27 protein-coding genes are annotated in these 25,088 nt (G+C 50.6%); 1 reads left to right on the top strand and 26 read right to left on the bottom strand.

Annotated features, from left to right (window positions below; genetic code table 11):
• Positions 1 to 263: 263 nt before the first annotated feature.
• The 22 genes from M3650_RS16210 to M3650_RS16105 all read right to left on the bottom strand — a co-directional run bounded on the left by M3650_RS16210 (position 264) and on the right by M3650_RS16105 (position 20,116).
• A complete protein-coding gene (locus tag M3650_RS16210; RefSeq protein ID WP_251576283.1) occupies positions 264 to 1,064 on the bottom strand; it encodes a hypothetical protein in 801 nt (266 codons plus the stop codon).
• A 111-nt stretch (positions 1,065 to 1,175) separates the two neighbouring features.
• Positions 1,176 to 1,928 (bottom strand): vWA domain-containing protein, encoded by a 753-nt coding sequence (locus M3650_RS16205; protein WP_251576281.1) that lies wholly within the window; start codon positions 1,926 to 1,928, stop codon positions 1,176 to 1,178.
• A 37-nt stretch (positions 1,929 to 1,965) separates the two neighbouring features.
• Positions 1,966 to 3,972, bottom strand: a complete 2,007-nt coding sequence (locus M3650_RS16200) for a serine/threonine-protein kinase (RefSeq protein ID WP_251576278.1) — start codon at positions 3,970 to 3,972, stop codon at positions 1,966 to 1,968.
• Between the two features lie 237 nt (positions 3,973 to 4,209).
• Positions 4,210 to 4,485, bottom strand: coding sequence for a WXG100 family type VII secretion target (locus M3650_RS16195; RefSeq protein ID WP_019424144.1), 276 nt, complete (start codon positions 4,483 to 4,485; stop codon positions 4,210 to 4,212).
• Positions 4,486 to 4,581: 96 nt separating this feature from the next.
• Positions 4,582 to 4,905 carry a DUF4176 domain-containing protein gene (locus tag M3650_RS16190; RefSeq protein WP_019424145.1) on the bottom strand — a complete coding sequence of 108 codons (324 nt, stop codon included), beginning with the start codon at positions 4,903 to 4,905 and terminating at the stop codon, positions 4,582 to 4,584.
• Positions 4,906 to 5,058: 153 nt separating this feature from the next.
• Positions 5,059 to 6,234: a WXG100 family type VII secretion target gene (locus tag M3650_RS16185; protein WP_251576276.1), complete on the bottom strand. Its 1,176-nt coding sequence runs from the start codon at positions 6,232 to 6,234 to the stop codon at positions 5,059 to 5,061.
• A complete protein-coding gene (locus M3650_RS16180) occupies positions 6,231 to 7,070 on the bottom strand; it encodes a hypothetical protein (RefSeq protein ID WP_157259750.1) in 840 nt (279 codons plus the stop codon). The genes M3650_RS16185 and M3650_RS16180 overlap by 4 nt, the downstream gene beginning before the upstream one ends.
• A 6-nt stretch (positions 7,071 to 7,076) precedes the next feature.
• Complete coding sequence (essC, locus tag M3650_RS16175; RefSeq protein ID WP_251576274.1) at positions 7,077 to 11,078, bottom strand: type VII secretion protein EssC; 4,002 nt, start codon at positions 11,076 to 11,078, stop codon at positions 7,077 to 7,079.
• 29 nt (positions 11,079 to 11,107) lie between these two features.
• The gene (locus tag M3650_RS16170; protein ID WP_251576272.1) at positions 11,108 to 11,437 is read right to left on the bottom strand and encodes a hypothetical protein; all 330 of its coding nucleotides are present in this window, start codon (positions 11,435 to 11,437) and stop codon (positions 11,108 to 11,110) included.
• A 389-nt stretch (positions 11,438 to 11,826) separates the two neighbouring features.
• Entirely contained in the window at positions 11,827 to 12,555 is a 729-nt protein-coding gene (locus M3650_RS16165; RefSeq protein WP_233697171.1) for a CoA-transferase subunit beta, read from the bottom strand.
• On the bottom strand, positions 12,552 to 13,388 hold the full coding sequence (locus M3650_RS16160; RefSeq protein WP_251576271.1) for a CoA transferase subunit A: 837 nt from the start codon (positions 13,386 to 13,388) through the stop codon (positions 12,552 to 12,554). The genes M3650_RS16165 and M3650_RS16160 overlap by 4 nt, the downstream gene beginning before the upstream one ends.
• 11 nt (positions 13,389 to 13,399) lie before the next feature.
• Positions 13,400 to 14,731 carry a CoA-disulfide reductase gene (locus M3650_RS16155; RefSeq protein WP_251576269.1) on the bottom strand — a complete coding sequence of 444 codons (1,332 nt, stop codon included), beginning with the start codon at positions 14,729 to 14,731 and terminating at the stop codon, positions 13,400 to 13,402.
• 1 nt (position 14,732) lies between these two features.
• The gene (locus tag M3650_RS16150) at positions 14,733 to 15,071 is read right to left on the bottom strand and encodes a type 2 periplasmic-binding domain-containing protein (RefSeq protein WP_251576267.1); all 339 of its coding nucleotides are present in this window, start codon (positions 15,069 to 15,071) and stop codon (positions 14,733 to 14,735) included.
• Between the two features lie 19 nt (positions 15,072 to 15,090).
• Entirely contained in the window at positions 15,091 to 15,369 is a 279-nt protein-coding gene (locus tag M3650_RS16145; RefSeq protein ID WP_251576265.1) for a EutN/CcmL family microcompartment protein, read from the bottom strand.
• An 11-nt stretch (positions 15,370 to 15,380) separates the two neighbouring features.
• A complete protein-coding gene (gene pduL, locus M3650_RS16140; protein ID WP_483311750.1) occupies positions 15,381 to 16,064 on the bottom strand; it encodes a phosphate propanoyltransferase in 684 nt (227 codons plus the stop codon).
• Positions 16,061 to 16,336, bottom strand: a complete 276-nt coding sequence (locus M3650_RS16135) for a BMC domain-containing protein (RefSeq protein WP_251576262.1) — start codon at positions 16,334 to 16,336, stop codon at positions 16,061 to 16,063. The genes pduL and M3650_RS16135 overlap by 4 nt, the downstream gene beginning before the upstream one ends.
• A gap of 37 nt (positions 16,337 to 16,373) precedes the next feature.
• The gene (locus M3650_RS16130; RefSeq protein ID WP_019424158.1) at positions 16,374 to 16,649 is read right to left on the bottom strand and encodes a BMC domain-containing protein; all 276 of its coding nucleotides are present in this window, start codon (positions 16,647 to 16,649) and stop codon (positions 16,374 to 16,376) included.
• 1 nt (position 16,650) lies between these two features.
• A complete protein-coding gene (locus M3650_RS16125; protein WP_251576260.1) occupies positions 16,651 to 17,157 on the bottom strand; it encodes a BMC domain-containing protein in 507 nt (168 codons plus the stop codon).
• The gene (locus tag M3650_RS16120; protein WP_251576258.1) at positions 17,154 to 17,444 is read right to left on the bottom strand and encodes a BMC domain-containing protein; all 291 of its coding nucleotides are present in this window, start codon (positions 17,442 to 17,444) and stop codon (positions 17,154 to 17,156) included. Before M3650_RS16120 ends, M3650_RS16125 begins: the two co-directional genes overlap by 4 nt.
• A 32-nt stretch (positions 17,445 to 17,476) precedes the next feature.
• Positions 17,477 to 17,803, bottom strand: coding sequence for a BMC domain-containing protein (locus M3650_RS16115; protein WP_019424161.1), 327 nt, complete (start codon positions 17,801 to 17,803; stop codon positions 17,477 to 17,479).
• Between the two features lie 24 nt (positions 17,804 to 17,827).
• A complete protein-coding gene (locus tag M3650_RS16110; RefSeq protein WP_251576256.1) occupies positions 17,828 to 19,336 on the bottom strand; it encodes an aldehyde dehydrogenase family protein in 1,509 nt (502 codons plus the stop codon).
• 6 nt (positions 19,337 to 19,342) lie between these two features.
• Positions 19,343 to 20,116: a class II aldolase/adducin family protein gene (locus tag M3650_RS16105; RefSeq protein ID WP_285848495.1), complete on the bottom strand. Its 774-nt coding sequence runs from the start codon at positions 20,114 to 20,116 to the stop codon at positions 19,343 to 19,345.
• A 331-nt stretch (positions 20,117 to 20,447) separates the two neighbouring features.
• Between M3650_RS16105 and M3650_RS16100 the strand changes: the two genes are divergently transcribed.
• Complete coding sequence (locus M3650_RS16100) at positions 20,448 to 21,209, top strand: DeoR/GlpR family DNA-binding transcription regulator (protein ID WP_251576251.1); 762 nt, start codon at positions 20,448 to 20,450, stop codon at positions 21,207 to 21,209.
• 127 nt (positions 21,210 to 21,336) lie between these two features.
• Here the strand turns inward: M3650_RS16100 and M3650_RS16095 are convergent, their stop codons facing one another.
• From M3650_RS16095 to M3650_RS16080, 4 genes are all read right to left on the bottom strand, one after another.
• Positions 21,337 to 21,498: a hypothetical protein gene (locus M3650_RS16095; RefSeq protein WP_251576249.1), complete on the bottom strand. Its 162-nt coding sequence runs from the start codon at positions 21,496 to 21,498 to the stop codon at positions 21,337 to 21,339.
• A 244-nt stretch (positions 21,499 to 21,742) separates the two neighbouring features.
• On the bottom strand, positions 21,743 to 22,828 hold the full coding sequence (gene mtnA / locus M3650_RS16090) for an S-methyl-5-thioribose-1-phosphate isomerase (protein WP_251576247.1): 1,086 nt from the start codon (positions 22,826 to 22,828) through the stop codon (positions 21,743 to 21,745).
• 15 nt (positions 22,829 to 22,843) lie between these two features.
• Positions 22,844 to 24,070, bottom strand: coding sequence for an S-methyl-5-thioribose kinase (gene mtnK / locus M3650_RS16085; RefSeq protein WP_251576245.1), 1,227 nt, complete (start codon positions 24,068 to 24,070; stop codon positions 22,844 to 22,846).
• A 21-nt stretch (positions 24,071 to 24,091) separates the two neighbouring features.
• Positions 24,092 to 25,087, bottom strand: coding sequence for an ABC transporter permease (locus M3650_RS16080; RefSeq protein ID WP_251576242.1), 996 nt, complete (start codon positions 25,085 to 25,087; stop codon positions 24,092 to 24,094).
• Position 25,088 lies beyond the last annotated feature (1 nt).

The following is a 25,088-nucleotide window of genomic DNA, read 5'->3' as shown; positions in this document are numbered from 1 at the left end:
GTCTCCAGCAACATTGCTTCTCAGACGATGCAGCAACATCACCGTTAGCTCACATCGCCTAGCGCCTGAACATGCGGGAATCGTTGTTACTGATCGAAGGGGAGAGTGATCGGAAGCGCCGAACGGAGAGAGGATCGCGTCTCAAGCAGCAGGACTGCTAACAACAAATACAAATAGACGGGCCGAGGATGATAGCCTTGGACCCGTCTATTTTGGCGCGTTAGTTAAGGAGGAGACTTTTGGGATAGCCCCTGTATAGAATCCTACCATTGTATCTCTATCAAGGAAGCATCGTCGGCCAGCACACCTTCTTGCGGCTGATCCAACATGCGCTGCAGTTCCTTGTCTGACACCCGTTCGCTGTAAGCATCCAGCTCATGCAGTCCGTCCGTATACAATAAGAGCCTGTAACGATGTGAGCCCGACTGCTGGCAATCCATCTGTAACACATGGGGGCGGTCGCCGACAGGACCATATAAAGACGACCATCTTTCGCTGGTTCGGCATTTATCTGCGAACGGTTGGCGATATTCCGACTCGTTATGCCACAATCGCAGACGACAGTCTCCCTGCCAGGCCAACCACAGCCGTCCTTTGCGGAACCGTCTGCTCTGGTTGATGCCATCAATGCGGCCGCATACGAACATCGCTTCACTCCCCCGCCGCTTCTTATCCTTCAACACCTCGCGCAGGAGCCGCGGGGCCCCTGCCGGAACAGCCAGTTGTTCAACCTCTGTCGTTGCTGGTCCCGTAAGCGCCGATACATATTCATGAAACAGCGGTTCTTTCAATACGGCTTGACTGACAAGCCAATCCAGCAGGCGTTCGCCCAGAAAGCGCGCAGCGAAGTCCCCTTGATAACTCATGCTGACACCGTCACACAGAACAAAGCTAAGCGTGTCGCCCTGCATATGCAGGGCGATGAAGTCCTGGCCGTTTTCCTGCAGCCGCGCCGTCTCTTCTGCACGTGCATAAGCGTGCCGGCAGCGGAACGTCCTCTCGATTGTCGTCACCGGCTGCTCCGCCAGTTGGGAGCAAACGTAGCGGTATTCCGTCTGCTTCACATATGTCCCCTGCCTTCCCCTGATGTTCGTTCGTATATGAGGTTGCTCAAAAAGTCACCTTTTTGAATATGCACGTATATGATTCACTCATGAAGCGCGGCGACGTCATCCTTATCGAACCGGTGTAGCGGCAGACATCTGGAACCCGATGGATACCAGCTCCGGACAGTTCCCTGGGAGCATCATATACGCCCCTGACGCTAAATGATAATCTGCTTCCATGAGCATCTCGCGATAGCTTTCCGGCAGGACGGATGACATGCTCCGCAATTTGATTGCATGCTCATCCTTGAGCGCTGTATCTGCCAATATGCCTTTCCAGCGACGGGGTTCAGCTATCAGGCCCTCAAGCGTATGGTCTGAAATAAATATATTTTCCACCAGCACATTGCCGTCAGGAATGCTCATCTGCATAATACGCTTCGCTATCGGCTCGGGATCGTCTCCGGTTGCTACGCCATCCGTCATATGGCAGACGAGCGGTGCAGGGCAATCCTGCATATACGGCAGCTCCGCTTCAAGTATTTTCTCGGCTTGCTGGAACGCCTTGGCCGAATCCGAGAATCGGACCGGGGTCAAGTCCGGCAATGAACCGAGACTTGCAATCTCGTCAATGCCTTTAATTCCGTTCAGCAGGTCGTACACATCATCGCTATAAGCCAGTATAGCGATGCGGTAACGCGGTGTCAGCCGGTTCCCTTTCGTTGAACGGAATACCATCTGACGAATGGCCAAGGAGAGTGCATCGTACACGATGTCAATCCGGCGCTTGTTCTCCATCAACATATTCATGGAGGCGCTGATGTCGATTAAATAAATGATAAGAGCAGGCGTTCTCTGTGATGCTTGAATCGTGTAATTCATCCGTCCGTTTCACCTCTGCTACTCATATCGTCAACCGTTAAATATCCGGCAATGCATGCTTGGTATTACTTAAAAATTTATAAATATGATCTGCCCGTTTGCCCATTTTCCCGACTTTCTTGAAATAACTTGGATCTTTCTCATACCGTTTGGCAAATTCGAGCGCGTTTGTTTTCGCATTTTTCAGATTATCCTGTGCAATCGCATTATAGGTCATGTTGTATGATGCGATAAGCAAAACGACATCCCGGCTGCGAATCTTCTTCAGCTCGGCCGCTTCCTTCTGCTTCCGCTGGCGCTCCAACTCCTGTTGACGGCGCAGCCGCTCATCCTTCTCTTTTTTCCACTGCACATACTTCTCGTACTTCGCTTGTGCATCGTACTTTTGCTGCAGCTGCTTGTGCTCGGCTTCCTTCTTTTTCTGCTCCTCTTGCTTCTGTTTCTCTGCCGCAAGACGCTGCTGCTCCACTTCCTTGCGCTTGATCTCTTCTTGCTTCTTCTCTTCTTCCTGCATTAACCGCTCTTCTTCCGCTTGCTTGCGTTCCAACTCTGCCTTCTGTCTGGCAGCTTCCTCTTCGCGCTGCTTCGCCTGAAGCCGCTCGGCTTCTGCCTGCGAATCGGCCTGCAACATGCTGACCATGAACGGGCTTGCCCCTAGCAGCAGCACGGCGAGGGCGGATGTAAGCAGAATGGCAGTGCGCTTGCGGAGTTTTGGCTTCTTGGTGTGTGCCGGAGCAGCATCAGCGGCAAGCTTCTGCTCCAATCCGCCAATCGCCGCCGCAAGCTCGACTTCAAGCGGACTTCCATGCGGTACGAAATGGTGAGCAGAACGATATACCTCTAGCGCGCCTTGCAGTTGCTCCTTCTGCTCCAATTCCCGCGCTTGATTAAACAAGCGGTTGACCACATTCGGGTCAGACACTGTCACCGCCGCAGCTGACACACCGCTCTGCTGAGTTGGCGATTGCTGCCCAGATACTTGCTCCGCTTGCACAGAAGCCTCCGCTGGCTTCCCAGTGCTCACCGAGGATTCTGAATCAGCAGCTGTGGGAATGGATGAGCTCGCCTCCACGGCACCTGCACTTGTAGGCTTGACCGCAATCGGTTCTTCATCCGCCACCCCGGACAAGACGATAAGCCATTCTCCGAAAGTTGGACAACTGCTCAAGTCGTGACTTTCCCAAGCACGAACAAACAGTTCAGTCACTTTGGAACCCCACCGTTCGTCCAGCGACCGCTTCATTACGCCATACCGTTCACATACCGTTTGCATTTCATGTTGATCAAAGTAACTTTCGCCCCACGCGCGCTGCACCAATTTCGAGTCCGACCAGCCGAGCATCTCCGCAAGGATAACCGCGCCAGCGAACCGATCCGCATAAGCGCTCCACAATCCGCTATGTATCGTGCGATGCGCAGCATATCCCGGAGAACCCGCAAGCAGGACGTCCGGGCGGTCCATTTTCGGACTGTATAGCTGTTCCACATCAACCAATTCGATTGGAGAAGTTTCTGACGACCGTTTAACTTCCGAAAAAAACGGAAGCAGTAAGTTCGGTGCCGACAAATCGCAATGCGCCAGCCCCTTTTGCTCCATACCCGAACAAATCTGAGCGAGAGATTTGGCAAGATGCAGGCTGTCTTTGCGGGTAAGCACGCGCTGATCCGCGACGATATCCAGCCAAGTGGGACCGTGTACCCAAGGCATCAGCACCGCGTAAAGCAAATCCGTATGCGCTTGAATGGTTCCTCCGTTTTTTTCGGGGGTCAATACGTTGCGTTTACATACCTTAAGCCCTTGTAGCCCGCTATAGGCCTCCAACTGTTCGGACTGATACACCATTGCAGGAATCCGATACTTCGGAAAAAACACCTTCAGCGCTTTGGCATCAAGAACATCGCCGTGCTTCAGAAAGAGCTGATACACCATCCCTTGCCTCCCCGCCTGCGCATAAGCCAGACCTGGGGCGGCTGGATGCTCGCCGACTCGATATTCGGTTTCGTTAATGATGTATGTGTCTCCTGGATTCGGCTGAAATACCATCCCTTCCAACCTCCCGTCTACAAAACGAGCTCTACTGTGAGAAAACCTCTATCAAGGCCATTCGACGATGAGCGAACGCGTTTAAAGGTACGTTTTATCGCCATAAGGAATGTTGGTTTCACTTGATCGGTTAACACAGAATTTAAACATTCCTTAGCGGTAAGAAAACCGGGAGTCGTTCAACGCCCGGTTGCTCTTGTCTATTCAGCTCGTCTGTACATCGCCATGAATCTATAATTAGCGCTGCTCATCCACCGTACGGAATTTCTGAGCAATGGCTTTTAGTTCTTCGCTGATGGTGTTCAACGTTTGAACGAACGATTGCATTTGCTTGTTCGCTTCTTGGAACTCTTGGAAGAAACGCTGCTTCGTCATCCCTTCCCATTGTCCTTCCATACCTTGGATCGATTGCGTCAAAGTAGATACAATTTGTTGACTTTGGTCTCCGCTTTGTCTGAATTGATTCGCTACCTGGTCAATCTGTTCCGGCGTAACTAAAATGCGACCTGCCATAATCTATCCCTCCTCTATTTCCATGCAGTAATATGAAATATTTACTAGGAACTATTTTACATGATTGCTATTCCTATTTCGTAAGAGGCTACGGTCCTAATTCTGTTTCACCTTCTCTGCCGGCAATGAAACATCTTGTAAAATGTTTTGAAATTCTTCTTCTTCATAGTTGGAAAATCCAACGTGAGCGACTACGTCAATATCTTCATGATTGAAGAGAAATGAAAAATTCTCATCAATATAGCCTTCCGGATACACCACGCCTAAATAGTCGAACAAACGATTCGTGTTGATTTGCAACTGCTTGCGACCGTATATCATAAGCTTCTTGCTGCCCTCACGGAGCAAGACGATAGAGCCTAAAGGAAGCAATGTCTTCTCATTATGTAACTGTTCATGTTGTTCTGTATGTTTCTCCATATCGCACCTTCCCTTTCCGCGTTCTGTTGCACCTCGTCACCAAGGTCGCGTCATCGTGCAAACTAATAAAAATAGTGTATAATTAGAATAAAAGTGAGTCTTCAGACCCATCGGGTTAGCCTGGAAATAATCGACCGCTGTATAATAGAGTGCTCATCCTGGAAGCAGCTTACCTAAACCGCCGAATGTTTCAGATACTTTATCGGTGATTTTCTTTACCGTCTTCGTCGTACCGCTCTTCACCGCCTTCACACTATCCTGGACGGTGCCAGAAACTGCTTTCGCTCCTTCGGACACTTTATCAGTCACCGAATCGATAACGGTATCCACGGCATCGATAGCATGTGTCTTCAACGATTTCCCGTTAATCGTCACCTCGGATACAAGCGAGATGACTGCCCCAGTAGCTAAGCCGACGCCGGCGCCGATGATCGTCCCGGCCCCTGGCACGACAGATCCGACCCAAGCGCCTACTGCCGCACTGGCCGCCATTGTTCCGACTCCTACGGAGCCATTGACGACGGCGCTCGCTACGGCACGGCTTGTTCCGCCTGTCTCATAATCAGTCACGACAGCCGTTCCGGTATCATAAGCAAGGCCAGCATATCCCAACTTGGCGGCCATGCCCTTCAACGAGAACGCCTCTTGCACCGCAATCTTCGGATCGACGAATTTCCATACACTCGTATTGTTAGCAGCATTGCTAGCTGCGTATCGTGTTCCTAGAATGCCTTCGGATAGAGCGAACTTGGAACGCGCACCGGTAATGGTCGCATAACCATTGCCGCGCAGATTCACATTGAAGTTGCTCTGGTACATATTCAACATCCGATATCCGTCTTTTCCGTAGCCGTACAGCTCTGATGTCGTAGGCTTCCAGTTCAAGCCGATGTCCGTTCCTCCGCTGCCGCCCATAGCTCGAACGGCAGAATTCGGATTGGAGATGGCACCGATGCCTGCACCGGCACCGGGCAGGATAAGGGATGTTCCGGCCAATCCCATACCTGCATATAAAGCGGTCGCCGATCCAATTCCATAGGCGCTGCCTAATATCGAATTGGTCTGCTGATCCGCAGTCTGGAATTGATCTGCTTTTATCTGCACTTGTCTGCCCAGTTCAAACAGCATCGCATGGATCTGAGACGATAACCGAGCGGCTTGCTGCCATTGTTGCATGATGGCCTCTCTAACGGAAGTCTCCCACGCCAATGATTGTAGTGCTTGACTCAAAGTGGATTGAATTTGATTTAGCTGCTCCGCTGCAATCTGTAACTGACGGCTTAAAGCGCGAAGAGCATCCGGTTGAACAATAATGCGCACGGTTGTCACCTTCCTTCATCTTTCGATAGCTGCCTGTCCCACTCCAAGAACATGTTCTGGAATTGTTCTTTCGTCGTAGGGGTAGCTGTCAGCCAGTCCTCATCTCCCTTGGAGCTTTTCCGGATAAGCCAATTCGAAGATCCGCCTGCAATAAATGCTACGCCCTGAACCTCCCAGTTTTTCTTATTCCATACCAAAAACAAAAATTCGCCCTCCGAGGATCGCTGCTTCAAAGAATGAGCCAGCGCTCTCGCGCCCTCTTCTTCTCCGTCAAAGGTCATGAGCTGGCTTGTCATCTGTTCGACCGTTAAATTCGGTGCTTGCTCATACAATTTATGAAAATGTCGTTTGGAAAGCATCACCGAAGTAATATGACTTTCAGGCTGTTCAACCCACCGCATCCGTTCCATCAAGTTGCGGCATGCCTCTTCCACCGACTTGATCTCGTACAGGGTATACGTAGCTGGATGTTCCTGCAGATGAACACGTTCAATGACCAAATCGTCGGTAAAATGAAAGTAACCCTCAAATGTCTCGCTTTCATTCGCGAATTTCACCCAGCAGGATCGTTCCGCAAGCCCGGTCACCGCAATACTTGAGAATACATGCGGCGGCATCGCATATTCCACGCCATCCTGCTCTTCGATCAAATACCCTTTTTGAAGCAATGTCGCCTTAGCTTTATCCCATTCATCAGCTATCTCTTCTGATAAGTACCCGCGGAAGGGATCTTCGATTCCGAGCAATCGGTCTGAACCGATAATTCCCGTTAAAAAATACAACTCTTTGGAATCTAGCGTAATTCCTTCTCTGTGAGCTTCGTCTGTTGTTATCAATCCATGCACCCCCCATCAGACCCGTACATTCCATCGCTCGCGAATTCGTTCTGACCATGTTACTGGAGTCCACAACTCGTCATATGGAAAAGCGGCTTTTATCTTTGTAAATTTGCGTCGCATAAAGTATCCTTGACCCGGAGGCAGCATCTTCGTTCCTCCCGTACCTGCCGATTGTGATTCCGATATCGGAATACGCAGGAAAGACAAGTCATTCGCATCTATCGTACCAAATAAAAATCCGGATTGCGTCGCCTTCACATCATTGAACCAATCGACACCGAAGGTCGGGAAATCGGATGGCACGCCGGCCAAGATGACATGCACATTTTTATCACGGCCCTGCCGCACGATGTCAGACAGTTGATTCTTGACTGCAAAATCCGTAATTTGTTTGCATAAATAATCGGCATCATCCATGACGAACAGCAGCGCAGGCTCTTGACCGTCTTGAGTTCGAGTCTGAACTTGCTCGTGCACCGTCTGGATCAGCAACGGGATCTCTTCTTCTCGAGTCGCACAGCCTCTCATATGCGGCAAATCTTGCAGCGCACGAAGCCCTTCGCTTCCGTATCGCGTATCCACTGCATAAATGTGCACCTGTTCCGGTGAAGCATGGTAAGCCAGCGAGAGCATCCAGCTCGCGAGAAAGGATGTCTTGCCGCTTTCCATCGGACTAGCTACTACAAAGTGTGGTCCTTCCTTCAGGTCAATGCAGAAAGGCTCCAAATCATCAGAACGTATACCTACAGGCACGTTGAATGGTTCATCTTCTTCCTTATCGCTTGGTCTATCAGCAGGATGTGCCAGCTCAGACAGCTTCACGAATTCAGGAAGCGGGCGAATCGGCGGTGCCTCTTTGCCATGCCACATCGCTTTCAATGCTTTCATCTGGTTGCGAAGCTCCACGATGCGCTCCGTCTCATCCAATCCGCCAGAAGGCAGCGCCGTCTGGAACTCTAGCGGCGGAAGCGCACCCTTGACCAGCCCTCTGCCGGGAGGCAGCTGCGATGGCGCCTTCATCGGCCGGCCAACGGCAAAATAATAATCGCTCGGATCGGCCAGTTCGAAGGACACGGCGTTCGGAATATTGCTGCGCACCTTCTCGAAAATGTCGGTAACCCGGTTGGCTGTAATGACGAACGTAATCCCCAGACTGCCGCCTTCTCGCAGCAAGTATTCCAATATATCATTTTCTTCCGGGTATGTCGTGCGGAAGGTCAAATACCCGTCGATAACGACTACGATGTTCGGAACCGATTCTCGCGTCACTTTCCGGTAGGAAGCAATCGTCTTGACGCCCGACTCCGATATCATTTCCTTCCGCTCTTTCACTTGATTAACAAGATAACGGAACAGTCGGTTGATCCGGTCGTCCTCTTCCATCAACATCACCGAACCAACATGGGGCAGATGGGCAAAGTCCTTCATTATTCTGCCCATATCTACCACATAACCATGCCACTCATCCGGAGACAACTGTGTTGCGAGCGACATCAACAACGTCTGCACGAACGTGGTCTTCCCGGTGCCTGGCATACCGTATACCGCTATATGTCCTTGGTCTAAATTTATGGTTAACGCTTCTTGCCTCTGATTCATCAAATCGTCTACCAAACCGATGGCCGGACGCAATTCGGACTCCGGCATCCAGCTGGACGGAGCATCCTTCTGCATGGCAAACACATCTGCCAGTTCGAGATGCTCCGGCAGCGGCGGCAGCCATGGTCCCTGCAGGCGTGGAATGCCGGCTCGCTTCGCCGCTTCCGCCACATGCTCGATAAATACTTGCAGCTGCTTCGGCGGCTCCTTATCCATGAAGGCAGTCGCCATCGTGTCTCCTGGAAGGAGCGGCTCTTGCTTCCCGTTGAGACGCACTTCGTTCACATGAATGCGAAGCGACTGCTCATCTTCTCTCTTGACCAAGTAAGGAGCCCCGCTCCAGGCAAACTGCATCTCTTCAAATACCTCATCGCTGCCGACTTGGAAATAACCTCTGCCGGGATGGGTAATCCAAGCGGCATTCGGTATTTTCAGCATGTCTCGGCTGTCGCCTTCGCTCTGCACGCGCAGACAGATGCGGAAGCGGGTGTTGCTCCAAATTTTCTCGTCAACGACACCGCCCGGCTTCTGTGTCGCCAAAATCAAATGAACGCCCAACGTCCGCCCAATCGTCGCGATGCTTATCAATTCATCCATGAATTCAGGCTGGTCTTTTTTCAATTGCGCGAACTCGTCAATAATGATCACGAGATGGGGCAGCGGCTTCTCCGCCCGGTCGGCCGTCTTGTAATACTCGTCAATATGCTGCAGATTGCCTGCATCGTTCAAGATGCGCTGCCTCCGAATCAGCTCGGCCCGCAGCGATACTTTGGCACGCTCGATCAAGCTGCCTTCCAGATTCGTTATCGTCCCCACGACATGCGGGAGATCAACGAACGTATTCGACATACCGCCACCTTTATAGTCAATCAGCATGAACGCCAGCTCATGTGGATGAAACTCGGCAGATAGCGATGCCACAAGCGATTGGAGCACCTCGCTCTTCCCCGACCCGGTCGTTCCGGCGATCAATCCGTGCGGTCCATGTCCTTTGCGCTCTATTTTATCATGCAAATTGAGCATAATCTTCTTCCCGCCGGCCCGAACGCCGACCGGAACCGGTAAAGTATCGGGATACCGGTTGAGACGCCAACGGCCTGCTGCATCCAATTGTTCGATTTCCTTAATGCCGAGCATATCGAACAGCGTCAGCACAGTCGGTATGTCCGATGCGGACGATCGCTTTAACCGGATAGGCGCCATTAGGCGCGCAAACGCATCGGCCCTGTCGCGAGTCATACGATCTATCGCATAGACTTGATGCAGAATCCCTTCTTCTTCTGTCTTATGGGTGGAGGCGCCTCTGTCCGGCCCTACCTCTACGATGAGCTGACACTGCATAGGCAAGCGCTCCTTGCAATCTGACAGTACGATCGTGCAGCAGTCGACACGTCCCGCTTCTTCCAATAGCAGCGGAAATAACGGCTCTTCTTCAATCAATTGAGAGTCTGAGAGCAGCACAACATAACAGGGAATTTCCATCTTCTTCTGTCCAGAGGTCTGGAAGCTCTTGCGCCGATTGAGCAGACTGAATAGTTGATCAGCAAGCTGATGCGCCGTACTGCGGCGGTCAGCCATATAACGCTGCGTTCGGTCATCGTCCCACGTATGCGGCAACCAGCGCATCCCGTTCCATTCTTCTGCTTCCCGTTCGTCATAAAATGCGGCTAGCTTCACTTCGTCCGGCGAATGCCGGGTCGTCAACTGCGCTACGATGACGCGAATCGCATTCAGGACAGATTCTCTATCACCGACAACACCGACTACCTTAGACTGATATAACGGCAAGGCGATCGGCGCATCGGCCACCGTATTGAACTCAGATTCCACCTCATGCGCAGCTTCAATAAGCGGATCCCGTTCGTAGCCGTCAATCCGCGGCACTTCAATTTCAATATGAAAGGGTACATCTCCAGTGCCGATGCGAACATGCATGAAATCATCATCCAGAGGCCCGCGTTCCCACAGACTGCTATTGCGGTTCTTCACGATTTGATAGCATACATCCGGGTCTCCATGGATTCCATGCATCGCCTTCAACTGCTCGTGCTGCTTCTCTGTCAATTCGGAACGGTGCTTATCCAACTGTGCGCGGTACATCTGGTTCCGTTCGAACTTTCTGCGTTCATACCCCTTCTTATTACTTAAGTACATAAAGAATGGGAGAGTATACGAAGTTAACATCATGATGATAGTAATCATCTGGAACATCAAATAATTGCTGTTGCCCAACTTGCCGGACATCGACATATATATGTAAAATCCGATGCTGACGAGCGTCATGACAATAGGGATAATAATCGTGATCATCGCAAACGTCGGGCGCGACGGCTCAGCAGGCGGTCTTAATATTTCGAGTTTCTCTTTAGGTAACGTAGGTTTAATTCTAGGTGACCTCTGATACATCACGTTCACTAAGAACAACTCCTCGTCTCAATCACTAATTATTCGCTTACCTGCCCCTTCTCATCTTGAAACAGCAACCTCCGCCCATACGCGGGCACAGATTCTGCCGTGGTAGAGAAAGCACGCTGTACGCGGACAAATGCGCCTTCCCGAAGTCCCGCTTCCATAAGACGCTGTTGTTCTTGGACGACGAACCATAACCCTTCCGGTTGCTTCGCTTCCAATATGTATTGTACATGATTCTTAGGGGCTTCCCCATATAGCTTCAATCCGAGGATTGCTTTCAATTGAAGTCCCGTGCTATCATCCGGCACCTCGATGTCAAACCACTCTTGCCCCTGCCTTCCGGCGGTGACCGTCAGCATCATCGACCCTTCCCATCCTTTCCATGTCTGACTTATGATGATGATCGTGGAGCGAGTGTACTATTTTCTATGAAATACTTTAGCACTGTTTGATTGCTTATATCAATACGAGACGGCTTCTCGTCTTCTTACGATTGTAACAGAAGTGAAACGAGCTGTACTCCTATATTGTATATATTGGAATTGGTCCTTTTCAATATGTCTTGAGGCTTGTTTGTGCCGGAAGTCACCATTTTCTTACAAACAGCAAAACACCACACCCCCAGATTTCCCGCTTCAGGGAACCCAGAGGTGTGGTTGGCCGAAACACAGCTTTTACATCAGCATGCTTGCTTTTCATTTAAAGTTCGTAATTCAAAGGTCACTAAAAGGGGGCTTTTTGAACAACCTTTTTAAAATTCACTTGAGCGGTAATCGAACGGATCAATCTGTTTCAGCACGCTTAATTCCCGCGCAGTCGGCATAGGGGTGAAGCGAATGTCGTCGTACTTCACTTCGAAGCCGGTGTTCTGCACAACCTCCTCCAATGAGGAGGTCGGATGAATACTTTCCAGCATCAATGCTCCGTCCTTCATCGCGAATACGCACAGAGGGGTTACAATCCTCCACACATTGCCCCGTGTCGTCACAAAATCAACCTTTTCCACAAAAGTGCGCCGGTCGTGCTTCGTCCGCCAAATAATCGCTTTCTTCGCGGTCGGTATGAGCACGGCGCTTCCGGCTCCGCCGGGCAATCTGACCTTCGGCTTATGGTAGTCTCCAATGACGGAGGCATTCACATTGCCCCGCGCATCGAACTGCACGCCGCCCAGAAAGGCAACATCCAGCCCTCCGCGCATCGACAGGTCGAACACCTGCTCAAGAGGAAAATAAGCTTCTGCGCTGGCAAGCAAATCCGCGCCCGCAGAAGAATACGATGCTTTCTTAATCGAGGAAGGATTGACACCTCCCGGAATGTTAAGGTGGACCAGATTCGGCGCATGCAAATGCCGGGCCAGCATCATTGCTACCATCGGCATCTGCGAAGAGACGCCGTGAAACACCGTCTCTCCGTCTTGGAGCATACGGGCGATCGCACATATCATAATGTCACTCACTCTTGCTTGATTCGCCGTGTTCACCAATTACCACCTGCCTTTGTCCCGCTTCGATCCTTGCTTTCGTAAGCTTGCACATACTGTTCAATTTCATCTGCCGTCTTCATTTTCACAAACTGTTCCAGCATTTTGAAGTCTGCTTCGTAGCTCTTCTCGCAGGAGCACGGTGCAGCACCCCGCGGAACCGGAACGACCGCTTGCACCAGAAAATGGGGAATGTCCACATTGTCGGGACGCATTCTCATTTTGCTCTTCGGAACAATTTTCTCGGTCGTCAAAATGACTTTCTTGGCTGCACGACTCATCAGTACATCCTCGAACTTCGGGCCGGCAATGATGGCATTGCCATCCTCGTCGCATTCCTGTACATGCAGCACTGCCACATCTGGAACGATGGCGCGTACTACCGTAACCGGCTCATCGCCGAACGGATTCGCGATGACTTGAAAATAATCGTTAGCCTCGATTAAATCTCCCGTTTTCAATCCCGCCACAGGCATAAAAGGCGCGCCTGAGGCTGCGGCCCGCAGCGCGCAGATAACCGTATAGCAAGCATGCTCATGGCCTTGCACTTCGCCTCTTTCCACAGCTTTACGGTAATGCATGGCCAGACCGAATTCGGTTTCATAGCTGACAAATCCCGCATCGACCGACTGAACGCAGCCTGCTGCACACAGCAAATCGATGTCATGCGCACCCGCTGTCTTCACGAGCCGCAAGCGGCGTTTTTTTTGTCTGACCAGCTCGCGGACCATCGCCATCGGCGCACGGTGGAGCACATTGCCGCCGAGAGCTACGGTGGCGCCGTCGCGCACTAGGGCGGAAGCTTCTTGAAGACTCATTAATTTTCGATTCATTCTGTCACCACCTATTTGATAGCATTACACGCAATATGAACAGCATCCCATACTCCAGCGAACGGCGGCGCATAACACAAGTCAACCATTCCCATCTCAGCTGCAGTCATACGGTTATGGATAGCAACGGCCAAAATATCAATGCGGAGCACGACCCCTTTCTCACCGATGCCTTGTGCTCCGAGCAAAACGCCCGTTCTCTTCTCATAGATGAGCTTCAAGTGGATCGGCGCCGGGTCAGGGTAATATTTGGGATGGTCGGCAGCACTTACCCATACTGTGCCATAGTCAATCGCAAGCCGCTTCGCATCCTCTTCCGACATGCCGGTGCGGCCGAGCTCTAGACCAAGCACTTTAATTGCGGCGCTGCCGAGCGTGCCAATGAACTTCTCGTGCTTGCCGAGCAGGTTCACTCCGGTAATGCGTCCGCATTTGTTCGCCGTCGTGCCGAGCGGAATATATGTGTTCTCTTCCATGACGCGGCTGTATACTTCAGCGCAATCCCCCGCTGCATAAATGTCTTCCACGCTCGTTCTCATCTCGCGATCGATGATGACAGCGCCGTTGCGGGCCACACGTATATCCGTACCTTTGACAAATCCGGTCGCCGGCTTGACGCCGACGGATAGAATGACCAAGTCCGCAGGATACGTCCCCTTATCCGTGCATATGCCTGCGACTCGATCCGTCCCGGTAATTTTTTCCACTTTTTCCCCAGTATTCAAGCTAACTCCTTTCGCCAGTAATTCCTGAGAAGCGATATCGGTAAGTTCTTGATCAAACGTCTTGAGAATGCGGTCGCCAAGCTCGACGACCCGAACCCGTTTACCGAGCTCGACCATCGCCTCGGCCACTTCGATGCCAATATAACCGCCGCCAACGATAACCACATCCTGAATGTCCGGCGAAGTTATCTTTTCCTTCAACGCAATGCCGTCTTCCAGTGTCTTCAGCACATGCACGCCTGGCAGTTCCTTGCCTGGCAGCGGTGGCACGACAGGGACAGTTCCGGTTGCAATCATCAATTTGTCGTAATGGTCCAAAAACACTTTGTTCTTTTCTAAATCCTTGACCATAATCCGCTTGGACTCGGGAACGAGCTTGATCACCTCGTGCCTCAGGCGGGTGTGAATTCCTGCTTGCTCGAATTGTTCGCGTGTACGCGCAATCATTTTCCGGTAATCATCGTTGGCGCCCGACACGTAGTAAGGCAGGCCACAAGCGCCGTAAGACAAAAAGCGGCCTTTTTCATACACAATGACTTCCGCATCCGGATCGGTGCGTTTAATTTTGGATGCGGCCGACATGCCTGCCGCAACACCGCCGATAATGATGATTTTCATATCAGCTTCCTCCTTCCTGCAAGGCAATAATCCTCGCCTCGGCCCGCTTCAGAGCCGCTTCTGCGCTCCGCAGCCCTTGAAACGCTTCAAATATCTCCTGATGCAGCACGCCCATCACTTCGCCTGCCCGCACCAGCGAGGGCAGAGGCTGCGCATATTGCTGCAGCATACTGAGATGAGCATCGTGCCACGAATGCTTGTCTCCATCACTATCGTACGTGGATTGCCGCACAGGCGATCCCGCATAGGCGCCGATAATCCGATCCGCTTCCATGGAGGAAAGATACCGCAGCAGCGCATTAGCTTCGTTCTGCTTCAACACTTTCAAAGATTCGCTCATCTTTCCCCTCCGTTCTTGATCACAAGTGCCGTGTGGCGGAAAATACAGGCTCGTTGTCAATAATGCCGACGACAAGCGCGTCAATCGGCGCAGGCTTCGCAAGCGCTTGCTGTATATTGGCGCCCTCAGACACGAGCACCAGTTGGCCCGTGCCCGCTCCGATCGTATCGGCAGCGACAATATACGTTTTTTGCTCGGTATAACACAGTTCAATGATAAGAAGTTTGTATCCTTGAAGCCCATCATATTTGCGAGTGGATACCATGTTCCCCACCACTTTGCCTATCTTCATCGCCATGAGCCTCACTTTCACCGTAGGATTTCGAGTGTATCCCCCTGCTTGATGCCAAAAGCGTTGGAATCATCTGTATCGATGTGCATTTCCAATGCATAATCAGCGCGCACTTTAATCGAGACACAGTCCATAATTCCGCCCTTTTCACCGGTTACCTTCACTTGAACCTTCTGTCCATGCGTAACACCGTATGCTCTGGCATCATTAGGCGTCATATGAATATGGCGTTCGGCTACAATGCATCCTTGCTCCAGTGTGACAGTGCCATTCGGACCGGCAAGCTGTATGCCGGGAGAGCCTTCAATCCGGCCTGATTCCCTTACTGGCGGTTGAACGCCCAACTTGCGCGCTTCACTTGCCGCAATTTCAATTTGCGTGTTTTTACGGAACGGGCCCAAGATGCGCACATTCTCGATCATTCCTTTTGGACCGATGAGCGTAACTTTCTCGTTCGCTGCAAATTGCCCCGGCTGGGATATATCTTTAAATTTGGTTAACGGCTTGTCTTTGCCAAACAGCAGTTCCATATGCTCTGCCGACACGTGCACATGTCTCGCAGAGACGCCGACCGGTACGAGATTCAGAGGCTCCCGGGCGGGAGCCAAGTCGTACCGTTGCAATTCTTCCATTATTAATTGAGTAATGTAGTCCGTTAATTCCTTATTAACCTGTTCCGTCATGTTCATCACCGCTGTCATTTCATCGATGGCAGAATCTTAGCAATATCTTCGTGCGGCCTCGGGATGACGTGAACGGCCACCAGCTCCCCAACTCTTTGTACCGCTTCCGCGCCGACTTCCGTAGCGGCCTTGACTGCTCCGACATCTCCCCGGATAATAATCGTAACGAGTCCAGAACCGATTTTCTCCGTACCTACGATTTCCACATTGGCCGCCTTCAGCATCGCATCCGCCGCTTCAATCGCCGCCGTTAACCCTCTTGTCTCAATGATTCCCAATGATTCGTTCATCTGAAAAACCTCCTTCGGAAGTTGAGTTTCGATTTCCTTATTTGACTGTAGAGAGAAGCTTGGCCACATCGCTATGCGGGCGTGGAATAACATGAACTGCTACCAATTCACCTACACGCTGCGCCGCTTCTGCTCCGACTTCAGCCGCTGCCTTAACCGCACCTACATCTCCTTGCACCATAACGGATACGAGTCCGGAACCGATTTTCTCGGTGCCCACAATTTCCACATTCGCCGCTTTCAGCATCGCATCTGCCGCTTCAATCGCCGCCGTTAATCCTCTTGTTTCTACAATAGCTAATGATTGGTTCATTTCATTTTTCCTCCTTCATGTTCTTCTTCTCCGACGCAGCCGGCCGGGAAGCTTTTGGTTTCGTTTTTGGTTTCGCATCCATCTCATCCATCTTGCTGGACGAAGCCGTAATATTCTCGTTGCCAGCAACGTCCGGCTGCGCTTGCTGCCGCTCCACCGCCGTCTTCTGTTCCATCGGCAGCGCCATCTCTTCAGCTGCCATCTTATCCAGCTCCTGCCCTGAAGAAGGCACGATAAACTTCATAATTTCAGCGTGAGGCTTCAATATGACGGCTGCGTTAGCAAGCGGATTGTCCGCTTTGCCGGCGCATACCGCCTCGGCCGCTTCCACCGCCGCCTTCACATTGGCAATATCGCCGCCTACTACGACCGTTACCAGCTTCCCGCCCAAATAGTTCTCACTTGCCAACCACTCCACCTGGGCCGCTTTGCTCATCGCATCGGTCATTTCCAGTGCAGTCGCAAAATAACGGGCTTCAATCACGCCTATCGCATCGTAAGACATCATGGTGTTCCCTCCGTTCCATCACGCGGCAACAGCTGCCCGATTCCATCGTCAGGATTGTTGATGATATGGACGGCTACAAGCTCCCCCGTATTCTTGGCTTCAAGCGCTCCGATGTCGAGTGCGGCTTGAACGGAATCCAGCTTTCCTTGAATGAGCACCGTCACTATGCCCGATCCCGATTTTTCAAAGCCTAATACGGTTACATAAGCGCATTTCACCATCATATCCGCAGCGCGGATGGCCGGTGTCATGCCGATCGTTTCAATCATGCCAAGGGACTCTTTCATGCCGCACCCCCAATAGTGCTTCTTCACACACTCTATTTCACAGATATTTTGCCTTGCGTCATTAAAGAGGCAATTCCCGCGCTGCCCGACGTAATGCATTTCGTGATCACTTGGTCATCGCGCAAATATGACAACGCCTCTTCCCGCGCTACAGCGAGCGCCGTCTGCACGTGACTGACGGTTCCGCTGAACTTCACTTGAATCATGACCGGAATGGAAGCCGGCATGTCATCGGGCGGGTTGTTCGCATCAATACCGTGAATGTGCACATCTGCCGCCTTACAAGCTTTGTCCATAACGGCCAAGGCTACGCTGTACCCCTGAACTTCTAAAAATCCCAATGCTTTGCCGTCTGTCATCGTCATCTACCTCTCTTGCCGGATTCAACGTTCCGCAAGAACGCACCGCTTCTTTCTCGTGAAGGTACGTGCTGAAGTCAGACCTTCGCCCGTCGGACCTGCGATTGTCATCGTCGTACAGCCCTCTCCGCCAGCGCCGACACCAGCCAGAGACGAAGCGTTCTTCACAAAGATTGTCGTGCCGATCGCGCGCTCAAATGCAGCGAAGTTAGCTACATTGGTGGAATGCATCAGCGCGGTATGCCGATTGCCATGCTCCGCCTCTACAGCCAAGCGAATCGCTTCATCCAGATCACTCACCCGTACGATTGGCAATACCGGCATCATCTGCTCCAATTGCACGAACGGATGGTCGAAGTCGACTTCGCAAATAAGGAGCTTCACTTCTTTTTCAGGTGTAACGCCGATTTTCTCTAAAAATAAAGCCGCATCCTTACCGATCCACTCTTTCACGGTGTGGTATTCACGCTTCGTATCCAGTGAGCAGCCGCCTGCCGTCTCGTTCACGTTCGCTTCCAATGCGAAGCTCATCACCTGTTCGAGCTCGCGGTCGTCCAATCGATATGCCCCGTGATTCAACATGTGGAACAGGAGATCGTCAGCCACTTTGTCAACGACGAACACTTCCTTCTCCGCAATGCATAAAATGTTGTTCTCGAAGGACGCCCCTGCAATAATCTCTTTCGCCGCCCGTTCTATGTTAGCGGTTTCATCAACAATAACAGGAGGATTGCCTGCGCCTGCTCCAATCGCTTTTTTGCCGGAACGAAGCAACGCTCTTACCAACCCGGGACCTCCCGTGCCGACGAGCAGTTGAACCTTCGGCGATTGTGTGATCGCATCCAGCGTTTCTTTGGTCGGCTCCTTCACCATCGTCACCAGATGCTCCGGTCCGCCTGCTTCCTGGACCGCCCGGTTTATCATTTTTACCGCGTAAGCGCAACAAGCTTTGGAGGATGGGTGGACATTGTATACGACTGCATTGCCCGCAGCAAGCATCCCGATGGCGTTATTGATAACCGTCTCTACTGAGTTCGTCACTGGAGTTACGGCCCCGATTACGCCAAACGGCCCATCCTTCACCAACGTAAGCCCATTATCTCCAGAAAACGCTTTCGTTTCCAAATCCTCTGTGCCAGGCGTTTTGAGAGCGGTTAACTCTAACTTGGCGATTTTATCCTCATAACGTCCGAGCTTCGTTTCTTTCAATACCATGCTTGCCAATGTTTCCTTATGCTCGAGCGTCGCTTTGCGAATGGCGGCAATAAAGCGCTCCCGATCCTGCATACTGAAATGGTGAGCGTATACTCTCTGAGCCTGATAAGCAGCAGTTATCGCCGCTTCCACCTCATCGAATACTCCGTAATCGCCGTTGCTCCGCACAGGCGCAGCGGCCACAGGTGCTGATTCAGGCTTTGTCTGTCCGGTTGCCGCGTCATCCGCAGCTTGCGCGCCGGGCAGATTTTGCTCGATATTTTTCAACACGCCCTGAATAATGTTCTGGATGTCCGTTTCCGTCAACTTGATGCTCAATCTCGTTCACCCCTTCAATTGCAGCTTCTGCAACACTTGTTCCGTCACTTTAGCAACAATTTGATTGACGAGGTCCGCTTTACCCGCTTCGCTCGGAATTTGTGTTTCCTCACGGCTGCGCACATCGGTTCGAACCGGCTTGCAGCTTGGCGTTCCCCCGCTATGAATTCCCATCTTCTTACGAATTTCGATTAAATCGGATACTTGGCTGCAATTCAATTCATTCGCTTGTTCAATGATTTTTCCGGAATACATCAGCATGAGCGCGTAATGTTCCAACGACTCGAGGCGGTAATAAGCTTCCACAATATCTTTGCCCCAAGTCAGCGCGCCGTGATTCGCCAACAACACCGCGTTGTAATCCTTGCAGTACGGAGCAATCGAGTCCGGCACTTCCTGCGTTCCCGGTGTTGCATATGGAGCGACCGGAACTTTCCCCAGAATAACAACTGCCTCTGGCGAAACGGCCTGATCCAAATCAATGCCCGCAATCGCAAACGATGTCGCCACTGGCGGGTGTGCGTGAGTAACAGCCTGAACGTCAGGATTTTCTGCGTATACCCGCAGATGCATCTTAATCTCGGAGGAAGGCTTGCGGTTGCCGGCTAGCACCTTGCCGTTCAAATCCATCTTGACGAGCATGTCCGGCGTCATGAACCCTTTGCTTACCCCTGTCGGCGTGGCCCATATCGTGTTGGGGCCTGTTTTTACGGTAATGTTCCCGTCGTTAGCGGCCACGAAATTTTTGAGGTACATTCTTCTGCCCATTTCACATATCATCTTTTTCGCTTCAAAATCAGAATAGTACGTTGTCTTTTTAAGCACGATGTCACCTCCTGTGTAATGCCTTATATGTGTGTCTTATGTCATTTATTTTCCTACTTCTTACGTTGTTTGTCAATGATTTATTTTGACTTTTATTGTTTCTTGTTTGTTTTGTTGAATAACCTTTTAGTAACTATCTCCTTTTTGTTATTTTTAAGTTTAAATGTTATACTATTAGTGTAAAACAACATCCAAACCACAAAAACCACATCTATTTTTGGTAGTAAAGTGTGATATACTTATTAAAACCAATAAAATGTATGTGTTTTAGGAGCGAATTTGTGCAATGTTACCAGTAGCGAGAAAAGCCAAAATTAAAGAGATTATTATGGAAGAGAAGAGCGTGACCGTTGCCGCGCTTACTTCTTTGTTCAGCGTGACGGAGGAAACGATCCGCCGCGACCTGAAGCAGTTAGAGGATGAAGGCATCCTGACGCGCACATATGGCGGAGCCTATGTTCCAGATGGGGTGCAAAATGATGTGAACGTGAATTTGCGGGAGCACATCCATGTCGACGGCAAGAAGCGCATTGCCGCAAAATGCGCTGAATTCATCGGCAACGGCGACTCTATCTTCTTGGATGCTTCCACCACATCGTTGTATATTGCGCAGCAATTGGAGGATAAGCGGATAACCGTCGTCACCAATTCGATTAAGATTGTCAACGCCCTAATCGACAACAAAAATGTCCATTTGGTCATCATCGGCGGCGGCATCTCCTCCAGTTCCATGTCGGCTCTCGGACGCAACGCCGAATTGAACATGAACAGTTATTTTTTCGATTTGGCCTTTATTTCCTGTCGTTCCGTCAGCATGCAGCATGGTATTACCGATTCGAACGAGCAGCAGGCGGAGGTGCGCCGGCTGGCCGTCGAGCGCGCCAACAAAGTCCATCTCGTAGCGGATATTACGAAGTTCGACCGCACTTCCTTTGCCAGCATCTGCGACCTCGATAATATTCATACGATCGTTACCGACAAGAAGCTGGGAGAAGCATGGCATGAATTTGTGAATACGCACAACATTGCCCTGCATGAGTGCATCTGATTACCTGATCAACACGACAAAGGCTGCATCGCCGCAATTCACGGGCGAGCAGCCTTTTTTATTAATGATTGGGATGTCCATTTATAGAGTTTTTAGCTATAGGAGAGAATTTTAATAAATTGAAGAGTTATGGGAACACCTTTTCTGGAACTCCATCTATTGTAAGGACTCCTTCGGATACTTTATACACAATAAGCGGTTGTAACATTCCGTTGGCCCCCGTTCCTGTACCGACTCCTATAGTGGCTGCAAATCTTCTGCTTGCAATAAACGGTTTGATAATTTCCATTTCATTAACATCTTCTATTCACTATTTTAGTGCTATACATCAATTATATGACGGCTTGTATGTCATATTAAATGCAAGTACTTTCAGAGATGTCACTATATTCCACATAGCAAAATGATACATTTTCATTTAAAAGCTGGATGAGACAAAAGGATACCTTCCCAACTTTTAGCCCGGCTCACTGCAAAGAAGCCCGGCTCATTTGCAGTGAGCCGGGCTTTGTTCTTATGATGCGTGATTCGCCCTATTCTTTATCTTTCTTCGCGAACATGGCTGGGAGACTATCCGCGAACGGCGGATAAGCAATACCGTTCTGTGTAATGATCGCCGTAATATGCTCGTGATCCGTCACATCAAAGCACGGGTTATATACGTTAACACCTTCCGGCGCCATCGGCTTCTCATACCACTTGCTCGTAATCTCTTCATCCGGTCTTAATTCGATATGGATATCGTCGCCCGTAGCGCACTGCAAATCGACCGTAGACAACGGCGCACAGACATAGAACGGGATGCCGTAATGCTTCGCCAAAATCGCAACCGCCGACGTGCCGATCTTATTCGCGGTGTCTCCATTAGCAGCTACCCGGTCACAGCCGACCAGAACGGCCTGAATCTTGCCTTCTTTCATGACAATGGAAGACATATTGTCGCAGATGAGCGTCACATCGATGCCCGCTTCATGAAGCTCCCACGCCGTCAAGCGTGCGCCTTGCAGCAAAGGTCTCGTCTCATCGGCATACACCTTAAAACGGTATCCTTGCTCTTCTCCCAAATAGATGGGCGCCAGCGCGGTGCCGTATTTCGCCGTAGCGATCGCCCCCGCGTTGCAATGGGTCAGTATGCCCCATCCCGGCTGCAGCAGCGACAAGGCGTATTCGCCAATTTGCTCGCACACCTGCTCATCTTCAGCACGAATCGCTTCCGATTCCTGTCTCAGCGCTTCTTTAATCTCGCTTACACTTTTGCCTTGCTCTTGCTTGAAGCGCGCTTCCATCCGATCCAACGCCCAGAACAAGTTTACAGCCGTCGGACGGGACGATCCCAAATACTCTTTTACCCGTTTAAAATCGCCAGCCATTTCTTCATATGTCTCCGCCGCCGAAGCCTTGACGCCCAAATACATGCCGTATCCTGCCGCAATGCCAATGGCCGGAGCTCCGCGCACCTTCAAATGGTAGATCGCGTCCCAAATATCCTTCAATTCTTTTAATTGCAAAAATACTTTTTCATTGGGCAATAAGGTCTGGTCCAAGATGACCAGCGTGTCGTTCGCATCGTCCAAAGTTACCGATTGAATCATTGTGGCAGTCATGTTGTTATCTCCCATCGTCTCATAACCTCCTTATCTGCTGTAAACCTCGCCGGCTGTTGCAATCACCTTAACAAAGTCAGCTCCGCCTTTCATGTTGTGGCGCTCCATAATGAACCGCTTGCCCATGACGATGCACATCTTCTCCGCCCGCGCTCTCGCGGCATGGTCCGCAATGGAGGTGATGTCCTTCACATGAGCGAGACCCAACGTTCTGCGGCACAATTCTAGCCCTGCAACGCCTGCCGTATCCCGCAAGATCATTTCGAGATAATATTGATCAAAGCCTTTGTAAGCAGCGCATTTGTCCGTTGCGGAAGCTGCCCACGTTACCAGAAACTTCTCTTTAAATAAATCAATAATATCTTGAATTGTGGAAATGAGCCAGTCTTTTTGCCGTTCCTTCTCCGCCCCGTCTTCCATCACGCTGTCCGCATTGACATAGGCAAAGATAAGATTGGCAATGACATTACCCACATCATAGCCAGCCGGTCCGTAGAAAGCGAATTCAGGATCAATGACTTTGGTCGAATCTGGCTTCACAAAGATGGAACCCGTATGCAAGTCACCATGAATGAGTGACTGGGCGTTGCTCATGAATTCGAACTTCAGCTTCGCCGTCTCCAGGAGCAGCGCTTCGTCCTCCCATAAGTATTCCTTTACAAATGGGAGCAACGGCGCAAACACATCATTCCGCGGACAATCATAGAATGGCTCCGTATATACTAAATCTTCGGTAATTTCACACAAATCCGGATTAATGAAATCTTTGACTTGCTGTTTCTTTGCTTTATGATTCAGGACAACGTCCGTCGTCAGCAGCAGCGTGTTGACCATAAAGGTCGAGATATGCTCCGCAAAAAGCGGGAACTGCTTATGCTTCAGTAAAGCGGTGCGCAATATTTCATGGTCGGACAAGTCCTCCATGACGCAGCAGTTCATGACGGCATCATATTTGTATATTTGCGGCACAAGCCCAGGAGCCAGATCATATTCGATTTTCAAAATCTCGCTCTCTATCCGGTTGCGGTCTGGCGATACTTTGAACTCATCCGAGATGCGGGCAACCGGACCGGCCTGCTTAATGATAAGCGACTGCTGCGTATTTTCATCGACGACCCGGAATACGTAATTCAAGTTTCCGTCCCCGATTTCCTTGCATGACAGCACGGCATCCGGAGCAAAGTAATCCAGCTGGCTCATCGCATAATTAATAACATTGCTTTCTTTCATCGTGAAATAATTGTTGAAATCGTTCATCTTTATCTCCTCCTACAACCGTTATTTCTGTTTGTAATAGGTTAAAGCTAGCGCAAATGCAAGTACGGTTCCCTTCACGATGTCCATTGCATAATAAGGAACAGACATCATAACGAGACCGTTCTGCAGTATACCGATGAGAATCGCCCCGACGAATGTTCCGAACGCATTCGGTCTGCCTGCGCCGGCTACGGAAAAACCGATGTATGCCGCCGCAACTGCATCCATCAAATACGGCGCGCCCGCATTGACCTCAGCCGTCATGACACGGGATGCCAGCATAATGCCGCCAACCGCCGCAAAGCCGGCCGATAGCACATAAGCAAGCACACGATATTTGTTGACAGGAATCCCTGACAGCTTGGCTGCCTCCATATTTCCTCCGATTACATACATGTAACGGCCGTGCTTCGTGTAATTCAGGAAAATATGAACGACGACAACGACGACTAGCATAATGATAATAATCCACGGCACTTGGCCGATTTTCGAGAAGAACGCACTGATTTGCCCTTGAGCGAAGGTGCCATCCGGCATAACCATGTTCTGTGATACCGTCGCCCCTCTCGTATAGGTAAGCGCAACCCCTTGAATGATGAACATCGTCGCCAGAGTCATCAGCATATCCGGAATTTTCATTTTGACAATCATGAAAGAGTTCAGAAGCCCCGCAAGGAGACAGACCGCAATGGCAATAATAATGCCGATGAATGAATTTTGCGAATGCCAGACAAACATGGAGATGACGACAGCGTTAGCCAATGAAGCTACGGAGCCGACCGACAAGTCGAAGCCGCCCACTGACAATGAAATCGTGATCCCGATGGAAATGATCGTAACAATAGATATCGAACGCAAAATGTTAATGATATTAGAAGGCATTAGAAAGCTGCTGGACATCGTGCCGAACACGGCGATTAGAATTAAAATCGTTACAATCGTCCCGTATTTATATAAAAAATCAAAGAAATCGAAAGACTTGGCCGCCTTCACTTGACGCTGTTGACCTGTGCTCATG

Source organism: Paenibacillus sp. MER TA 81-3, from assembly GCF_023713585.1.
GTDB lineage: Bacteria > Bacillota > Bacilli > Paenibacillales > Paenibacillaceae > Paenibacillus_B > Paenibacillus_B profundus.
The sequence above is the reverse complement of the archived record's forward strand: the minus strand, read 5'-3'. Positions and strand labels throughout refer to the sequence as shown.